The organism is Streptomyces noursei, from assembly GCF_001646665.1.
Lineage (GTDB): Bacteria > Actinomycetota > Actinomycetes > Streptomycetales > Streptomycetaceae > Streptomyces > Streptomyces lavendulocolor.
On sequence record NZ_LWBU01000279.1, the window covers coordinates 377277 to 393734 of the forward strand.

Consider the following 16458-nt stretch of genomic DNA (forward strand, 5'->3'; position numbering starts at 1 on the left):
CGGCCCCGGCCCCGGTCGGCGGGACGCCCGTCAGGGTCCGTCAGCGCACTCCCCGGGGGCGGAACTGGACGCTGATCCGGGGGCCGACCGCCCTGGCGGTCTTCGGTACGGCGTGGTCCCACGTCCGCTGGCAGGAGCCGCCCATCACGATCAGGTCGCCGTGGCCGAGGGGCACGCGGGTCGAGGGACCGCCCCGCCGGGGGCGCAGGGCGAGGTCGCGGGGTTCGCCGACCGAGAGGATGGCGACCATGGTGTCCTGGCGCGAGGCGCGCCCGCCGCGGTCGCCGTGCCAGGCGACGCTGTCCCGGCCGTCCCGGTAGTAGCAGAGCCCGGCGGTGGTGAACGGGTCGTGCAGCTCGGCGGCGTAGTGCGCGGACAGGGCGTCGCGGGCCTCGTCGAGCACGGGGTGCGGCAGGCGGTCCCGCTCGCCGTAGTGCGCCAGCAGGCGGGGCACCTCGATCTCGTGGTCGTACATCGTGCGCCGTTCGGCCCGCCACGGGACGTGCCCGGCGAGTTCGTCGAACAGGGCGTCCGCGCCGTGCAGCCAGCCGGGCAGCAGGTCGATCCACGCCCCGTCGCCGAGCACGGTCCGGCGGACCCCGGTCAGCGGGCCGAGGCGGATCTCGTCGGCCTGGTCGAAGAGCGAGCCCTGAAGATGCGCGGTCATGGCTCCAGCGTACGAGAAAATCGAATATTTGTGCCATCAGTGTTCGGACTCTGCCGGGCGGGTACCAGTCCGTGCTCGTCCAGCCTGCCGACGGCGAGGCCGCGCCGCCGGCACTCGGCGACCAGTTGCGGCACCGCGCCCAGCGCCGCCCGCCACGCGCCCGGAGCGCTGACCACGTCGGAGTCGTGCAGCAGCACCGTCGCGCCGCCGCGCAGCGTCCGGGTGACCTCGGCGTACACGCTCCACGGCGTCGCCCCGGCCGTCCAGTCGCGGCCCCACGCCGACCAGAGCACCGTACGCAGCCCGGCGGCCCGGGCGGCGGCCCACCGCCCGCCGGTGAGGATGCCGTACGGCGGGCGGTACCACAGCGGCGGCCGCCCGGCGGCCTCGGCGACCAGGTCCACCGCACGCGCCAGGTCCCGGGCGTCGCGCAGCGGCCGGGGGCACCAGGGCCGGTCGTGCCGCCAGCCGTGGACGGCCAGTTCGTGGCCCTCCGCCGCGATCAGCCGGCCCAGCGCGGGGTGCCGCGCCAGCCGGCCGCCGAGCACGAAGAAGGTGGCGCGCACGGACAGCGCGTCCAGGGCGCGGAGGAACCGCGGCGTGGTGACCGGGTCGGGGCCGTCGTCGAAGGTCAGGGCCACGTGCGACCGGTCGCCGCGGCCGTCGAGCCCCGGGCACAGCGCGGCCCGCACGCCCGGCAGCCAGGTCGCGGCGGGCCCGATGTGCCAGGCGGCCGCCGCGGCCAGCAGGCCCGCGGGGACGGCGGTCAGGTTTGCGGGGACGGCGCTCACCATCGGTCCTCCGGGTGCTCGGGGTCGTCCGTCACGAGCGGCGACCGGGCCAGCTGGACGCACCCGGCCACCAGCAGCGCGAGCGCCAGGACCTCGAACACCACCCGCCAGCCCAGGTGCACCCGCTCCGCGAACAGCGTCACGCCCAGCACCACGCTCAGCAGCGCGTCGCCCAGGGTCAGCGCGGGCTGCGAGGCCACCAGGCTGCCCGCCCGCAGCGTCACCTGGAGCAGGAGGAAGCTCGCCAGTCCCACCGCCACGGCGGCGTACGGCTGCCACGTCGTCAGCACCGCGCCGACGCCGTCCGGCAGCCGCCCCAGCGCGTCCTTGAGCAGCGCGGCCGTGCACGCGAAGCCGGTCGCCGTCGCCGTGCCCAGCACCGCGGCCCTGGGCGCCGGCGCCAGCCGCAGCGACACCAGGCCCAGCACCGCCACGAAGAGGCCGGCGCCCAGGGCCGTCCACACCCAGTCGGCGAGCGGCACGAAGGTGCGGCCGCCCGAGGGGTCGGCCAGCGCCAGGAATACCGCCAGGCCGAGGGCCATGGCGGCGAACGCCCACCGGGTGCGGGTGTCCGGTCGGCGGCGGAACACCAGCCCCCCGACGACCAGGGTGAACATCAGCTCCGTGCTCATCACCGGCTGCACCACGGACAGCGGACCGGTGGCGAGGGCGAGCGCCTGGAGGATGCCGGAGACCGCCAGCAGGGCCGCGCCCCACACCCACACCCGGCGGTGCACCAGCCCCGCCATCCACGCGCCCCGCCGTGCCGAGTCCGGCTCCGGGCCGGCCGCGGCCGCGCCCCGCCGCTGGAGGACCGACGCCCCGGCGTTGCCGAGGGCCGCCAGCAGCGCGAGGCAGATCGAGAGGGCGAGCACCGGCGGTCAGCCGAACCGCTTGGCCATGGCGCGGAAGAAGCCCGGGACGGCCCCGTGCAGCCGGGCCGGCATGCCGAGCCAGGACGGTACGAACACGTCGTCACGGCCCCGCACGACCGCCTGCCACACCACCTCCGCCACCCGTTCGGCCGGCACCGGGCGCGGACGGTCGCGGTGGTAGGGGGCGCCCCGCCGGGCGAAGAACGGGGTGTCCACCGCCCCCGGCAGGACGACGGTCACCCCCACGCGGGTCCCGGCCAGTTCGTAGCGCAGGCTGTCGGCGAAGGCCAGCAGCCCGCCCTTGGTGGCGGCGTACACGGCCTCGTTGCCCACCCCCACCCGCCCGGCCATGGAGCCGATCATCACCACCCGCCCGGCGCCGCGTTCCGCCATGCCCGGCAGCAGCAGCCGCACCAGGTGGACGACCGAGGTGAGGTTCAGCGTGATCAGCCGGTCGATGTCGTCGGCCGGCATCCGGGTGAACGGCCCGGCCCAGCCGATGCCCGCGGCCGCGACCAGCGTGTCCACCCGCCCTTCCCGCTCCAGGGCACCGGCGGCCAGCCGCTCCACCCCGGCCCGCTCCCCCAGGTCCGCCCGGAGCGCTCCGCCGCCCGTGCGGCGCGCCACCGCCGCGAGCCGCTCCTCGTCCCGGCCGCCGAGCAGCAGCCGCCACCTGCCGTCGGCGGCGAACCTGTCGGCCACCGCCTCGCCGATCCCGGACGACGCCCCCGTGACGAGCACCACCGGACGCGCCACCGGGCCGCTCGCCGGACGGGCCCCTCCCGGCCGGGTCTCGTGGCGGGGCGTGGCCTCGGGACGCGGCGTAGGGGCCATGGCGGATCCTCCGGAACTGTCGTCGACCGTGCCCTTCCAGCGTCCCGGTTTCCCGCCGGTTCGCCTCCCGGCAGCCGCCGCCCCGCCCGCCGATCCACCCGAACAGTCCGCTCCGGCCGCCTCCGGGCCGCGCCGGCGGGCCGGAGGGAACAGGATGGAACGGCACGGAAACGGAGGGCTCCCCATGGGGCGGCGATGCCTGGTCCTGAGCGCGAGCATGGGCGCCGGACACGACGCGGTGGCCGGGGAACTGGCACGCCGGCTGCGCGCCGGCGGGCACGACGTCCTGGTCCGGGACGTGCTGACGCTGCTCCCGCCCGGTGCCGGCCCGGCGGTGCGGGGCTTCTACCGGTTCGTGGTGCGGCGGTTGCCCCCGGTGTACGCGGCGATCCACGCAATGTTCCTCGCGCCCCGGCCGGGCCGGGGGCGGGGCGCGGACGTCTCGCCGATGGCGGTGCTCGCCGAGCGGCGGCTGGGCGCGCTGGTGGCGGCGTGGCGGCCCGACGTGGTCGTCTCCACCTTCCACCTGGCGGGCCAGGTCACCGGGCGGATGCGCGGCCAGGGGGCGCTGCGGGTGCCGTGCGCGGTGTTCGTCACCGACTTCGCGGTGCACCGCGCCTGGCTGGACCCGGGCAACGACCTGTACCTGTGCGTCAGCGAGGCGGCCGCCCGGGCGGCCCGGGAGGGCACGGGGCGCGCCGCGGTCGCCACGGGGCCGGTCGTGCCGCCGGAGTTCCACCGGTCCCGGGCGGGGGCGGGGCGGGGCGCGGGCGGGCGGCCGGTGGTGCTCCTGTCGGGCGGTGCGTGGGGCGTCGGGCCGGGGCTGGCCCGGACGGCCGGGGCGCTCGCCCGGCACGGGTTCGAGCCGGTGCTGCTGTGCGGGCGGGACGAGCGGCTGCGCCGGCGGGCGGGCCGGCTGCCCGGGGTGCGGGCGCTCGGCTGGACGGACGACATGCCGGGGCTCTTGGCGTCGGCGCGGGTCCTGGTGGACAACGCGGCCGGCCAGACGGCGGTGCAGGCCCTCGCGGCCGGGGTACCGGTCGTCGGGTTCCGGCCCATCGCCGGGCACGGTGCGGCCGGGGTGCGGGAGATGGCCGCCGAGGGCCTGACCGTGTACGCCGACGACCTGCCGGGCCTGCTGGCGGCCGTCGGCGAGCTGGCCCGCCCGGGCGCCGCCCGCGACCGGCGCACGGCGGCCGGCTCGGCGCTCTTCCGGGCCGACGCCGACGCCGCCCGGCTGGTCGCCGGCCTGGCGGAGTGCCGGGGCGAGCCGGGCGGCCCCGGCGACCCGGAGGGATTGGACGGGCTGGAGGGCCTTGGGGGTCCGGACCGCGCGGGTTCCGTCGGCCGCACTCCCCCGGTCGACGACGCGACCGGTCGGGAGGACGACAGCGGACCTGTCGGCCCTGGTGGACCCGGTGGCCCTGCCGGTCCCACCGATCGCAGGGGCCCCATCGACCTCAGCGGCCTCGCGGACCGGGATTCCGAGGGCTGAGTCAGGACCGGGAGCGGTCGGCCAGCCACTTCTCGTGGGCGCGCGTCACCCGGTCCCACAGCAGGCTCCGGTCGTCGGCGTCGATCCCGTCGAGGTTCCGGCCGAAGACGTCGGTGAGCGCGGTGAACCACTCCTGTGGGGTGTCCAGCGTGCGCTCCGCGCGGCCGGCCGCGTCGATGCGGGTGAGGACGCGTCCCCTCAGCAGGTCGATCCCCTTGGCGTCCCGGCGCAGGGCGGCGAACGCGTTGAGGAACGGCGAGTCCGGCGCGGTGGACAGCCGCAGGTGTTCGTCGGCGAAGTCGGCCATGGAGACGGGGCGGCCGGCGAACTCCATGACGGGGAACGAACTTCCCGGGTCGTTGTGGAAGATCCAGCCGCCCGGGTCGGTGGCCGACGGCTCCATCCGGTACGTGAACGGGCCCTGCCGGTACGTGCCGGCCCGCAGCGGCAGCGGCTCGTACGGCCCGTCGCCGAGACCGGCGTCGACGAACCACGCCTCGCCGCCGACCCGTACCGTCAGCGCCAGGTGGTTGCCGCCGGCGCCGCGTCCGTCCGGCTCGTGGTGGACGCCCCCGGCATGGCGGGTGACGTCGTACCCGAGCGCTTCGAGCAGCGCGGCGAAGCCGCCGTTGAGGTGGAAGCAGTAGCCGCCCCGCCCCGCGGCGAACCGGCGCGCGGACAGCTCCGGTTCGATCCCGGGCGGCCGGCCGAGCTGGATGTCGATGTTGTCGTACGGGACGCGTTCCAGGTGGGCCCGCTGAAGCGCGCTCAGCGCCTCCGCGGACGGCGCACCGGGATCGGTGACGCCCAGGCGGGCGAGATACCCCTCGAAACCCTTGACGATCATGAGCGTCCACCCTAGCGAGCCCCGTCGGCGCAGGCCGAGGCAGGGCAGCCAGTCGCGCGATGCGCCACCGGCCGTGAGCAGGGCGCTCAGCCCGCCGGGGGCACCGGTCAGCAGCCCGCCCGGCCAGGGCCCGGCCAGCGCGTCGGGCAGCCGGTCCAGCAGCCGGGCGCGCAGGCGGGCGGCCAGGGCGGCCGCCGCGGGCAGGCGGGCGTGGCGGTCCAGGGCGTCGGCGACCGCGAGGACGCCCGCCGCGCCGGGGCAGAGCCCGAGGAGGTCGCCGGGGGTGTGGCCGAAGAGGTGGAAGTCCTCGTCGTACCGGTCGGCGAGCGTGGTGAACGCCGCCAGCGCCCGGCCGGCCGCCTCGTGGTCGCCCAGCGCGTCCGCGGCGTCCCACAGGGCCCAGGCGACGCCGGGGTCCCGTAGCACCACGCCTGGCGCGGATCGGTGCCCTCGGGAGGCGGGCCGCCGGGGGCGGCGCCGGGCCAGCTGCGCAGGCCGCGGGCGTCGACGTACGACCGGGCGTGGAGCCAGGCACGGCAAAGCTAGTCACACGATCAACTGGGGTACGCGGGCGTGCCGTTGTCCCCTCCCCTCCCACCGGCGCGCACCGCGGCGGGCCGGGCGGGGCGGGCCGGCGCGGACGGGCGCCGACACGGACGTACGGCGCCGGCGCCGGCGAGGGGCGTCACACGGCCGGGCGGCCGTCAGGTCCGGGACGGGTCGCCCGTGATGAGGGCGAAGACGGCGCCCGCGGGATCCTTCAGCATGGCGAGCCGTCCGACACCGGGCACGTCGGACGGAGGGATCAGGACCGTGGCGCCGTGGTCGGTGGCGGTGGCGAAGGAGGCGTCGCAGTCGAGCACGCCGAAGTACGGGTGCCACTCCGGGCCGGAGCCCGCCGCCAGGTTCTCCGCCGGGAGTTCCAGGATGCCGCCCTGTCCGGTGTCCTCGCCGGCGCCGCCGCCGGGGGCGTGGACGACGGCGTAGGCGGGGCCGCCGCCGGTGTCCATGTCCTGGTACTCCCAGGAGAACACCGAGCGGTAGAAGTCCTTGGCCGCCGCCGCGTCGGTGGTGTAGAGCTCGGTCCAGCACAGGGTGGCGGGCTCCATCACCGTGTCGACGCCCTTGGTGTCGCCGGGCTGCCACACGGCGAATTCGGCGCCCATGGGGTCGGTGAAGGCGGCCATCCGCCCGGCGGTGAACACCTCCATGGGAGGTACGCGGACCGAGCCGCCCGCCCGTCGTACCGCCTCGGCGGTGGCGTCGGCGTCGCGGGTGTGGAAGTAGGGCGTCCAGGACGGGCTCGCCCCCTCCTCCGTGAGCGGGCCGAGGGCGGCGACGGTCCCGCCGTCGCGCTGGAAGAAGCCGTAGCCGCCGGCGTCCGGGCCGGCCGACTGGAACGTCCAGCCGAACACCGCCGCGTAGAAGGCCACGGCGGCGTCGGTGTCGGCGGCTCCCAGGTCGATCCAGTTTGGGGTGCCGGGCACGAAGTCGGTCGTCAGCACGGTCGGGCCTCCAGGGAGCTGAGCAGCGTGTACGCGGCCGGGACGAGGGTGTCCTTGCGGCTGTAGCGGCGGGTGGCGAGGGCCACGAGCGCGGTGCCGCTGTCGGGCCGGAATCCGATGAAGGCGGTCTGGCCGCTGGTGGCGCCGATGTGGAAGTACATCGAGCCGCCCTCCGCCGGGTGGTGGAACCAGGTCAGGGTGTGCGTGTGCACGTGCCCGAACCCCCGGCGCAGCACGGGGCGGCGCACCTCCCGCAGCGCCGCGGCCAGCGGGGAGCCGTCGGGCCGCAGGTGGGCGTCGAGGAAGGTGAGCAGGTCGTGGGGGGTGGCCCGCACGGCGCCCGCCGCCTGGAAGCCGCCGATGTGCAGGGGCGGGGTGGGTGTGGTGCCGTCCTCCCCGTGGCCGGTGGCGTCGGTGCCCGGTCCGGTGGGGCGCAGCGCGGTGCCGTCGAGCCCGAGGGGGCGCAGGACCCGGTCGGTCAGGAGCCGTTCCCAGGGGGTGGCGGTGGCCGCGGCGAGGGTGTGCCCGAGGACGGCGACCGCGAAGTTGGAGTAGCGCCAGCGGGTGCCGGGGCGGTGGCGGAGGCGGGCGCGGAAGAAGGCGCGGACGACCCGTTCGGGCGGGTAGTGGGCGTAGGGGTTGGTGGTCCAGCGGGGCAGGGCCCCGGGGTAGAAGTCGGCGGGCAGCGGCGGCAGTCCGGAGGTGTGGGTGATCAGGTGCGTCAGGGTGACGGGGCGCCGGCCGGGTGGTCGCGCGGGGTCGAGGAGCGCGGCGGCCGGGTCGTTGCCGGAGAGGGTGCCGGAGGCGACGAGGTCGGCCAGCAGCAGGCCGGTGAAGGTCTTGGACGCCGATCCGATCTCGTAGCGCAGCCGGTCCCGGGGCACGGCGGGGGGTGGCGCGGTGCCGCCGCAGCGGACGGTCCGGTGGCCGTCCCGGGAGAGGCCGAGGACGACGTCGGGCGCGGCCACGGCCCGTACGGCCTCGTCGAGGAGTTCCTCGTCGCCGGTCGTCACGCGGAGGCTTCGGCGGTGAGCCGCGCGAGGGCGCGGGACGTGGCCAGTACGGAGGCGAAGGCGGCGACCAGGGTGGAGTGGTACACCACGTCGAAGACGTCGTCGGGGTCGCCGTCCGGCATCGGGCCGAGGGCGGGCATGGCGCCGTCGGCCTGCTGGGCGGCCGCGAAGCCCTCCCAGGCGGCGGCGTCGAGCGTGGGGTCCGGCAGGCAGGCGTCGACGACGAGCAGTTCGCCGAGGAGGTCCCAGCGTTCGAGGTCCAGCCAGTCGTCCAGCCAGACCGGCAGCCAGAGGCGGAGGTGTTCGGTGACGGCGGCGGGCAGTCCGCCGGGGTTCTCGCCCCAGTCGGTGAGGTGGAAGATGGTGTGGGTGATGTCGTAGCCGACGCGTGTGTCCACGGTCCACGGTTCCGGTGAACGGGCCAGCCACGTACGGCCGAACGCCTCCTCCTGGGGAAGGCTCGGCGCCAGCCCGAAACGGCGTTCGAACGCGCCGAGGCCGAGCCTGCGTACGGGGAGCACCTCCAGCCCCGCCCAGGAGTCGAGGCGGTGGTTCAGCCGGATCGCGTCCTCCAGCTCCGGCTGGCTGTAGCCGAGTTCGCGGAACGGGACGTAGACCTCGAACGGGATCGGGGAGAGCGGTTCGGTGCGCTGGCCGCGCACCAGCATGCGGCCGCCGTCCAGGACCTCGCGCCAGGCGTGGTCGAGCAGGCGGCGGGCGAGGTCCGCCTGGCGGGACCCGGCGACGCCCTCGCGGAAGAGCACCTTGCAGATGACGGCCAGTTCGCCGACGGGCTTGAAGCGCTCCAGGAAGCCGGTGTCGGGGGGCGGGTCGGGTTCCAGCCGGAACCCGTCTCGGTGGGCGTGGAGCCATTCGAGGGCCCCGACGCCGACGGTGTGGACGAGGCGGGTGGCTGCGGGCGTCATACGGATGCTCCTCGACCGGTGTCGTCGCCGCCGCCGTCGCCGTTCCGGGTCCGCCGGCCGGCGGTCAGCGCGGCGGCGAACGCCACGACGAGCGTGGAGTGGTAGCAGTTGGCGAAGACCCGCGGGACGTCCTCGCCGTGGGGGCCGCGCCCCGCCTCCGGGAGTGCTCCGTCGGCGTCCTGCGCCAGGGCGAGGGCCTGCCAGGCGTGCTCGGTGGACTCCGGCGGCGGGGGCTCGGGCAGGCCGGCCGCGACGGCGAGCAGCTCGCCGCACAGGTCCCAGGCCTGGGCCTCGACGCAGCCGTCGAGCCAGGCCGGGAGCCAGGTGGTCAGGTAGTCGGCGACGTCCGCCGGTACGCGGTGCACGTCGTGGCCCCAGTCGGTGAGGTGGTAGACGACGTGGGTGAGCGTGTAGCCGGCGAACCGTTCGAAGGCCCACGGCTCGGGCAGTGCGCCGAGCCAGGTGCGGCGCAGGACGGTGGCCGTGTCGTGGGAGGGCGGGAGTCCGGCGCGGCGCTCCGAGTTGACGACGCTCAAGCGCCGGTTGGGCAGCATTTCGGCGGTGCGCCAGCTGCGGGAGCGGACGAGACCCGCGGCGAAGTCCTCGTATCCGGGGTGCCGCAGTCCCCCGGCGGCGAACGCCGCGTATACCTCGAGGGGGTAGGTGGCGTGGGGTTCGAGCCGTTGCAGGGTCAGGAACAGCGATCCGTCGTCCGTCTGGCGCCAGGCGTGGCGGAGGAGGTCGGACGCCGTGTCGTGCAGGAAGGTGCCGGGGCGGGTGTTCCGGCGGACGCAGCTGCACATCTGCGCCAGTTCGCCCAGCGGTTTCCAGGACTTGTCGACGTCGGCGGCCGGATCCAGGGCGCCGTCGTCCAGGTCGAAGCCGTCGCGGTGGTCGGACAGCCAGCCCATGGCCTTCTCCGCGATCCGGGTCACGGAGGCCACGGTGACCGCCGTCGCCGCCGTCATGTCCGTCCCGCCGCCGCGCCGGGGAGCACCGGACGCGCGGCTTGCAGGTGCAGGGCCACACGCGGGTCGTCGCCGCCCATCAGGGCGACGAACGCGAGCCCGGCGTCCAGGCCGAGGGTGTCGGGGACGTCATCGAGGAGCGTCAGCCAGCGGCCGGTGGCGGCCGCCTGGAGCCAGCCGCGTCGCCTGACGGCCCGTACGAAGCCCCGGGCGACGTCCACGGTACGGCGCCGGGCGATGCCGGCCACGGCGCTGTCCGCCCCGGGCACCGCGAGTGCGGCCAGGAGGGCGAGTTGGTGGGCGAGGCCCTGCCAGGGGAGGTCCTCCAGCCAGGCGGCGTCCGGCTCGGGGTTCTCGAAGGACGTGTGGGCGGTGGGTGCCCCGAGGTCGGCGAGGGTGCGGACCATGGCCCAGTGGCTCCAGCGGGAGGCCGGGGAGGCGTCCGGGCCGGGAGGGTAGGCGAGCACCGCCTTCTCGCAGACGGCCAGGTCGGCGGGGGCCGGGAGCGTGCGGTGGAGGACGGCGGGGAGCAGGACGTCGGCGCCCAGGACGCGTACGGCCGCCAGGCCGAGTTCGTCGTCCCCGACGGTGACCGGCGTGTGCGCGGACATCGGGGAGTGGCCCCCACTCGTGAGAGCGGAGACCACCTGGGTCGCGAGTTCCCGCACCGCGCCCGTCAAGGGCGTCGTCGTGCCGGGCTGTTCCATTCGGTCAGTCCCTCAACCCTTCTTGGGGCGCGGCGCCGGAGGCGCCAGGAGGACCTGCCCCGCGCCCGCCTGCAGGGCCAGTGCCGCGCATTCGCGGGTGTCGCGGTAGAAGCCCTGGGCCTCGCCCGGGTCGAGGGCCGCTTCGATGTCGGTGTCCGAGATCTTGGTGCGGTCGCGGAGCTCGTACTCGTAGGACGTCATGCCTTCATCCCCTCATGCGGAAAGGAATGTCTGCTTCCACTTCCAGTGGAACCCAGCCGGAAAGGGGATGCAAACGGCAGACGGAATCTTTCGGACGAACCTCGCGGTCTCGAGCGGCGGTTCTCCGTGGCACGGCGCACTCCGGGCGCCCCTTGCCTCCATGACGAAAAATCGGCCCCCGCCCTGGCAGGGCGGGGGCCTTGTCGGGCGTCCGCGCCGGCGCGGCCTCTCGGCCGGCGGGGCCGGACGGTGCCTATGAGTTGACCGTTCAACCCTTCTTGGGCCGCGGCGTCGGAGGCGCCAGCAGCACCTGCCCCGCCCCGGCCTGCAGGGCCAGGATCCCGCATTCGCGGGTGTCGCGGTGGAAGCCCTCGGCTTCACCCGGGTTGAGGGCTGCTTCGACCTCGATGTCCGACACCTTGGTGCGGTCGCGGAGTTCAGGCTCGATGGACGTCATGCCACCATCCCTTCATGCGGAAAGGAATGCTTGCTTCCACTTCCAGTGGACCGCAGTCGCCCCTGAGCCGCAAATGGCAGAAATCCCACCATGTGGTACAAGCTCGAACCACCGGCTCCCGCTGGGCGATCGGGTGCGGCGCGGGGCGGGGGTCGCCCATCTGCCCATCCCGGATGGCGCAATTGACCGCATTGCCCATTAGATGGTGCAAACCGCGCGCCCAAGTCGGCGCACGACGACCGACACGGTGTGTGCCTCACCGGAGTCCGGCGAACGGAGCCACGCCATGACAACCGACGACCCCACGACCCGCCCCGCGGCAGGGGGCCCCGACCGGGCGCAGCCGCCCCGCCCGCCCGACCGGCCCGACCGGCCCGGCGCCGCCGGCGTGCCGGTCGACGCGACGCACACCGAGGCGCCGCCGTTCGGCACGGTGCCCGTCGACCCGGTGCACGCCGAGGCCGTACGCCTGGGAGCGGCGCCCCCCGCGCCGCCCGCGCCCCCCGCGGGGACGACGCACACGAACGGCACCTCCACGCACGTCACGCCCTCCGCGGCGGCGCCCGCGAACGGGACGCACCCGAACGGGACGTACACGAACGGGACCCCGGCATCCGCCCCGCCGCCCGGGGCCGCCGGCACGGCGCGGGCCGACGGCACGGCCGTGTACCCCACCACGCCGACCGCGCCCGGGGCGCCCACCGCCCCGGTCGGAACGGTGTACCGCGACACGGCGTACCGCGAGCCGGGACACCCCGAGCCCGGGTACGGGGACGCTCCCGTGCACCGCGACGAGCCCGCCCGGCGCGAAGAGCCCGCGTACGACGACGTCCCGGCCGTCGAGCCCCCCGCCGCGGAGACTGCGCCCGGCGAGGCCGCGCCCGCCGACGGCGGGTGGAGCGCCGAGCGGCCCGCGGACGGCCCCGGCACGGCACACGGCGACGTACCCACCCTGGGCGCCACGCCCCCCGGCAGGGCACCCGACGGCACGGCGACGGACGACGGCGTGCCCGCGGAGGGCGCCACCGCCGGTTCCGCGCCCCACGACGGCGACCCGGCCCCGGCGGCCGACACCGCACTCGTCGACGCCGTCCTCGGCGAGTCGGCGGGGGCCGGCGCGGACGACGAGGACAGCGACGAGCGCATACGGACACTCATCTGGACGGCGGCCACGTACCGCCCGCTCGAAGAGGTCGCCGCGCTGGTGACCCAGCTGAAGAACACCAACGCGGTCGACAGCCCCGCGGACGAGGCCCTGCGCGCGGCCGCCGTCGCCCGGCCGCTGGACGAGGTGCGGCAGCTGGTCGCGATGCTGAACGCGGCCGGGCACACGCTCGACGACAGCGACACGACCCTGCGCGCCGCCGCCGTCGGCAGGCCCATCGAGGACGTCGTCCAGCTGGTGAGCATCCTGGGCGCCGCCGACGCCGAGCCCCCGGTGCTGACGCCCGGCGGGACACCGGAGGGCGCACCGGACGGGGCACCCGCCGGGACGACGGGCGCGTCGCCGTCCACCCCGCTCCCCACGGTGCCCGAGAACCCCCATGTCCGGCCGCCCCGGTCCGTGTCGGCCGCGGCCGCGCCGGTCCAGGAGACCAAGGTTCTCGACCGCGGCCCGGCCACCGACGGTGAGACCACCGCGCCGTCGCGGTCCCCGCTCCGCTGGCCGGCGGCCGCGGCCCTGTTCGCCTGCGGCCTCATCCACCTGCCCACCGACCTCGCGGGCCTGCGCTCCGGCGGCTACGCCGACACCCTGGCCCTCGTCGTGACCGTGCTCTGCCTGGTGCTCGGCGAGTGGCTGATCGTGCGGGACTCCGCCCGGGTGTGGGGGTTCGCGGCCGCGACGTCCGTCGGCGTGGTGGCGCTCCACGGCATCGCGGGCAGCAGCGGGTTCGGCCTGCTGGACAGCAGTCTGGGACGCTCCTGGGCGTGGTCCGGCGCCGCCGCGGTGACGTGTGCGATGCTCACGGCGCTCCTGGCGGGTTCGGCGCTGCTGCGCAGGCAGAGAGAGCCCGACGCGACCAACGGCACATGACGGGCGCTGCCCTCAGCGGGCCACCCACGCACGGGAGCCGCTCCTCGCCGCGCGGCTCCCGTCCGCGTGCCGGCCGTCGCCGTTGCCGTTGCGGCTGCCCGTGCGCGTGCCGTGCAGGGCGAAGGCCGTGTTGACCAGGGCCACGTGGCTGAACGCCTGTGGAAGGTTGCCGAGTTGGCGGCGGGACACCGGGTCCCACTCCTCCGACAGCAGTCCCACGTCGTTGCGGACGTCCAGGACGCGCTCGAACATCTCGCGGCCCTCGTCCCGGTGGCCGGTGACGGCCAGGCAGTCCGCGAACCACAGTGAGCACGCCAGGAACGTGCCCTCGTCGCCGTACAGTCCGTCCACCGCGTGCACGCGGTCGGTTTCACCCGCGTCGGCGTACCGGCGCAGGAAGCCGTGGTGGTCCAGGCGCCGGGCGGCCTCCAGCGTGCCGTGCAGCCGGCGGTCGCCCGGCGGGAGGAAGCCCAGCCTGGGCAGCAGCAGCGCCGACGCGTCGATCCGCCGCGAGCCGTAGTACTGCACGAAACAACCCTGTTCCTCGTCCCAGCCGTGGCGCAGCACGTCCTTGCGGATCTCCTGGCGCATGGCCCGCCACCGCTCCGCCGAGCCGCGCAGCCCCGCCACCCTGGCCATGCGCAGGGCACGGTCGGCGGCGACCCACGACATGATCTTGGAGTGGACGAAGTGCCGCTGCGGGCCGCGTACTTCCCACAGCCCCGCGTCCGGCTCGCGCCAGTGCTTCTCCAGGTACTCCATGAACGAGGCGATCAGGCGCCACACCTGGACGTCGATGGCGACCCCGGCGCGCAGTGCCGAGTAGATGGTGTTGAGGACCTCCCCGTACACGTCGAGCTGGAGCTGACCGACGGCGGCGTTGCCGAACCGCACGGGCAGGGACCCCTCGTAGCCGGGCAGCCAGGGGGCGATGGTCTCCACCAGCCGCCGCTGGCCGGCCACTCCGTACAGCGGCTGGAGGTCGGAGGGCTCCCCCGCGACGGCGCGGACCAGCCAGTCCTTCCACGCGACGGCCTCCTCGCGGTACCCGGAGCGCAGCAGGCACGAGAGGGTGAACGTGGAATCGCGCAGCCAGCAGAACCGGTAGTCCCAATTGCGCTCCCCTCCCAGGCATTCCGGGAGGGACGAGGTGACGGCCGCGACTATTCCGCCCGTGGGCTCGTAGGTGAGCGCCTTGAGAGTGATCAGGGAACGGACCACGACATCGCGCCAGGGCCCTTGGTAGAGGCATTTTCCCGCCCAGTCCCGCCAGAATTCCACGGTGCCGGCGAGGAGGCGTTCGGTGTCCGGCCCGGCGGTGGTGGGGACGTGCGACGGGTTCCAGCGGAGGACGAAGGTGACCCGTTCACCGGCCGCCACGGAGAAGTCGGCGGAGGTACGGGAGTTGGTGACGGACATGTCGAGGGCGGCGTCGGTGCGCAGGACCGCCGAGTCCGGTCCGGCGACCGCGGCCACGGTGCGGCCGTCGACCGTACGGGTCCAGGGGACGATCCGCCCGTTGTCGAAGCGGAGCCGGAGGTCGGTGCGCATCGCGACCCGTCCGGAGACGCCTTCGACACGCCGCACGACCTGGGGATATCCGCCGCGGGGCGGCATGAGGTCGGTGACCCGCACGGTGCCGCCGGTGGTTTCCCAGACCGATTCGAGCACCAGGGTGTCGGGCAGGTAGGAGCGCCGGTTGCAGGCGCCGGCACCGGCGGGCGCGATGCGCCAGCACCCGTTGTCCTCGTCCCCGAGCAAGGCCGCGAAACAGGCGGGCGAATCGAAACGTGGCACACACATCCAGTCGATCGCCCCGTCCTCGCCGACGAGGGCCGCCGTTTCAAGGTCTCCGATGAGGGCGTAGTCCTCGATTCGTCCGACCATACAGAGAATTGTAATCCGGGTCGCCGACGCGAGGGCGCCGGCCGAACTCCCCCGGGGTTTTTCCCGATCGCGGCACGGGACCTTTCCGGCGTTTCCGTCACCGGCGCTGTGCGGATGACCAACCGGCGCTTCCCATGGCCTTCCACTTCTCATTGACTGCCCCGGAGGGGTGTGCTACCGATGGAAGGTGAGCAGGCCATTTCTGGCAGGCATTCCGCAGGAAGAGGTCCCCGTGTCCTCCGTCCAGGCGCGCCGCGACGCGGCGCCTTTCGTCCCTCACCCGCTGCGGCGGGTGACCGACTGGCCTGCCGCCGGAGCGTCCGCTGATTCCCGTCAGGGCCCCTCCCGCTCCACGCGCCGTCCCGCGCGCCATCCCGCGCGCCGGATGTCCGACCGCCTGCGTCCCGCCCCGGCCGTACGGCACGTCGCCGTGCGCAGGCCCTGTGCCGCACCCCGCCGCCGGCGCGGCCGTGTCGTCGCCGCGCACGCCGCGGGACGCCGCCGGGACGACGATTCCGACGGCGGTCCAGCCCCGTCGGAGCCCCCTCGCACGGCCTCCGGGCCGTCCCACCGGACACCGCCCGTCGGCGTGTTCGGCCTCTTCCGCGTGTCCGGCCCCGTCCCCGCCACCGGTGCGGCGCACGGCCACGTGACCACGTTCCATGTCGGGTGGCCGCAGGGCAGCGGGCGGATGCGGACGTCCCGCTCTGCGACCACCTTCCCCGGGGAAGCGGTGCCGGAACGGGCCGCCGAGCCGCTGCGGGAGGACGCGCCGGTGCCGCGCGCCACCCGCGCGCCGGCGCCCCCCGGCATCGCGGCGCAGGCGTTCCCGGAACGGTGCTCGCCCCACCGGTCCGGGAACGCCGGACGCGTCACCGCGACCACCACGGACCGCCCACCCGTACGGGACGCCGGGCACGGCGCCGGAACCACCGCGGGGCACACCCCGCCGCCTGACAGCCCGCGCAGCGGCCGAACACCCGCGGAGCAGGCCGCCGTGCGGGATGCCCGGCAGGACACCCGGACCCCCGCAGAACACCCAGCCGTACCGGACGACCCGCGCGACGCCCGAACCACCGCGGACCCCAGCGCCGTACCAGGCACCGGGCCCGCGGCCCGAACCACCGCGAAACGCACCGCCGTACCAAGTGCCCGGCGGCGCCGCACCGGTGCGCGCCCCGGACCGCGCGTCCGCCGGCGGGCCGGTCGGCGCCCCTCCGGGCCGGCGGCGCCGGTCTGCTCGCGTGCGG

General features: G+C 75.8%; 14 protein-coding genes and 1 pseudogene. 2 read left to right on the forward strand and 13 right to left on the reverse strand.

Going from position 1 to position 16458, the window contains the following annotated elements; all coding sequences use genetic code 11:
- Positions 1–40: 40 nt before the first annotated feature.
- From A4V12_RS20365 to A4V12_RS20380, 4 genes are read right to left on the reverse strand one after another with little or no spacing between them, the layout of a single operon-like run.
- Positions 41–667 (reverse strand): alpha-ketoglutarate-dependent dioxygenase AlkB, encoded by a 627-nt coding sequence (locus A4V12_RS20365; protein WP_064070772.1) that lies wholly within the window; start codon positions 665–667, stop codon positions 41–43.
- Positions 664–1461 (reverse strand): polysaccharide deacetylase family protein, encoded by a 798-nt coding sequence (locus A4V12_RS20370; RefSeq protein WP_064070773.1) that lies wholly within the window; start codon positions 1459–1461, stop codon positions 664–666. Before A4V12_RS20370 ends, A4V12_RS20365 begins: the two co-directional genes overlap by 4 nt.
- Positions 1455–2333 carry a DMT family transporter gene (locus A4V12_RS20375; protein ID WP_064070774.1) on the reverse strand — a complete coding sequence of 293 codons (879 nt, stop codon included), beginning with the start codon at positions 2331–2333 and terminating at the stop codon, positions 1455–1457. The genes A4V12_RS20370 and A4V12_RS20375 overlap by 7 nt, the downstream gene beginning before the upstream one ends.
- 6 nt (positions 2334–2339) lie before the next feature.
- Positions 2340–3167 (reverse strand): SDR family NAD(P)-dependent oxidoreductase, encoded by an 828-nt coding sequence (locus A4V12_RS20380; RefSeq protein WP_079137176.1) that lies wholly within the window; start codon positions 3165–3167, stop codon positions 2340–2342.
- Positions 3168–3351: 184 nt separating this feature from the next.
- Here A4V12_RS20380 and A4V12_RS20385 point away from each other — a divergent pair.
- Positions 3352–4398, forward strand: a pseudogene (locus A4V12_RS20385) (MGDG synthase family glycosyltransferase); the annotation flags it as partial.
- A 265-nt stretch (positions 4399–4663) separates the two neighbouring features.
- Here the strand turns inward: A4V12_RS20385 and A4V12_RS20390 are convergent.
- The 8 genes from A4V12_RS20390 to A4V12_RS20425 form a co-directional block, all read right to left on the reverse strand.
- A complete protein-coding gene (locus tag A4V12_RS20390; protein WP_199831329.1) occupies positions 4664–5938 on the reverse strand; it encodes an arylamine N-acetyltransferase family protein in 1275 nt (424 codons plus the stop codon).
- A gap of 275 nt (positions 5939–6213) precedes the next feature.
- Complete coding sequence (locus tag A4V12_RS20395) at positions 6214–7014, reverse strand: VOC family protein (protein ID WP_064070777.1); 801 nt, start codon at positions 7012–7014, stop codon at positions 6214–6216.
- On the reverse strand, positions 7008–8027 hold the full coding sequence (locus tag A4V12_RS36960; protein WP_107415449.1) for a serine hydrolase: 1020 nt from the start codon (positions 8025–8027) through the stop codon (positions 7008–7010). Before A4V12_RS36960 ends, A4V12_RS20395 begins: the two co-directional genes overlap by 7 nt.
- Positions 8024–8953 (reverse strand): DUF6895 family protein, encoded by a 930-nt coding sequence (locus tag A4V12_RS36965; protein ID WP_064070778.1) that lies wholly within the window; start codon positions 8951–8953, stop codon positions 8024–8026. The genes A4V12_RS36960 and A4V12_RS36965 overlap by 4 nt, the downstream gene beginning before the upstream one ends.
- Positions 8950–9888, reverse strand: coding sequence for a DUF6895 family protein (locus tag A4V12_RS20410; protein ID WP_199831330.1), 939 nt, complete (start codon positions 9886–9888; stop codon positions 8950–8952). The genes A4V12_RS36965 and A4V12_RS20410 overlap by 4 nt, the downstream gene beginning before the upstream one ends.
- A 29-nt stretch (positions 9889–9917) precedes the next feature.
- Positions 9918–10628, reverse strand: coding sequence for a hypothetical protein (locus A4V12_RS20415; protein ID WP_064070780.1), 711 nt, complete (start codon positions 10626–10628; stop codon positions 9918–9920).
- Between the two features lie 12 nt (positions 10629–10640).
- Entirely contained in the window at positions 10641–10829 is a 189-nt protein-coding gene (locus A4V12_RS20420; RefSeq protein WP_064070781.1) for a hypothetical protein, read from the reverse strand.
- A 268-nt stretch (positions 10830–11097) separates the two neighbouring features.
- Positions 11098–11286 carry a hypothetical protein gene (locus A4V12_RS20425; protein WP_064070782.1) on the reverse strand — a complete coding sequence of 63 codons (189 nt, stop codon included), beginning with the start codon at positions 11284–11286 and terminating at the stop codon, positions 11098–11100.
- A 286-nt stretch (positions 11287–11572) separates the two neighbouring features.
- On the opposite strand from A4V12_RS20425, the gene A4V12_RS35360 reads away from it, so the two are divergent.
- On the forward strand, positions 11573–13321 hold the full coding sequence (locus A4V12_RS35360) for a hypothetical protein (RefSeq protein ID WP_079137177.1): 1749 nt from the start codon (positions 11573–11575) through the stop codon (positions 13319–13321).
- A 12-nt stretch (positions 13322–13333) separates the two neighbouring features.
- Here A4V12_RS35360 and A4V12_RS20435 read toward each other — a convergent pair whose 3' ends face one another.
- Positions 13334–15208 carry a glycoside hydrolase family 15 protein gene (locus A4V12_RS20435; protein ID WP_064070783.1) on the reverse strand — a complete coding sequence of 625 codons (1875 nt, stop codon included), beginning with the start codon at positions 15206–15208 and terminating at the stop codon, positions 13334–13336.
- Positions 15209–16458 lie beyond the last annotated feature (1250 nt).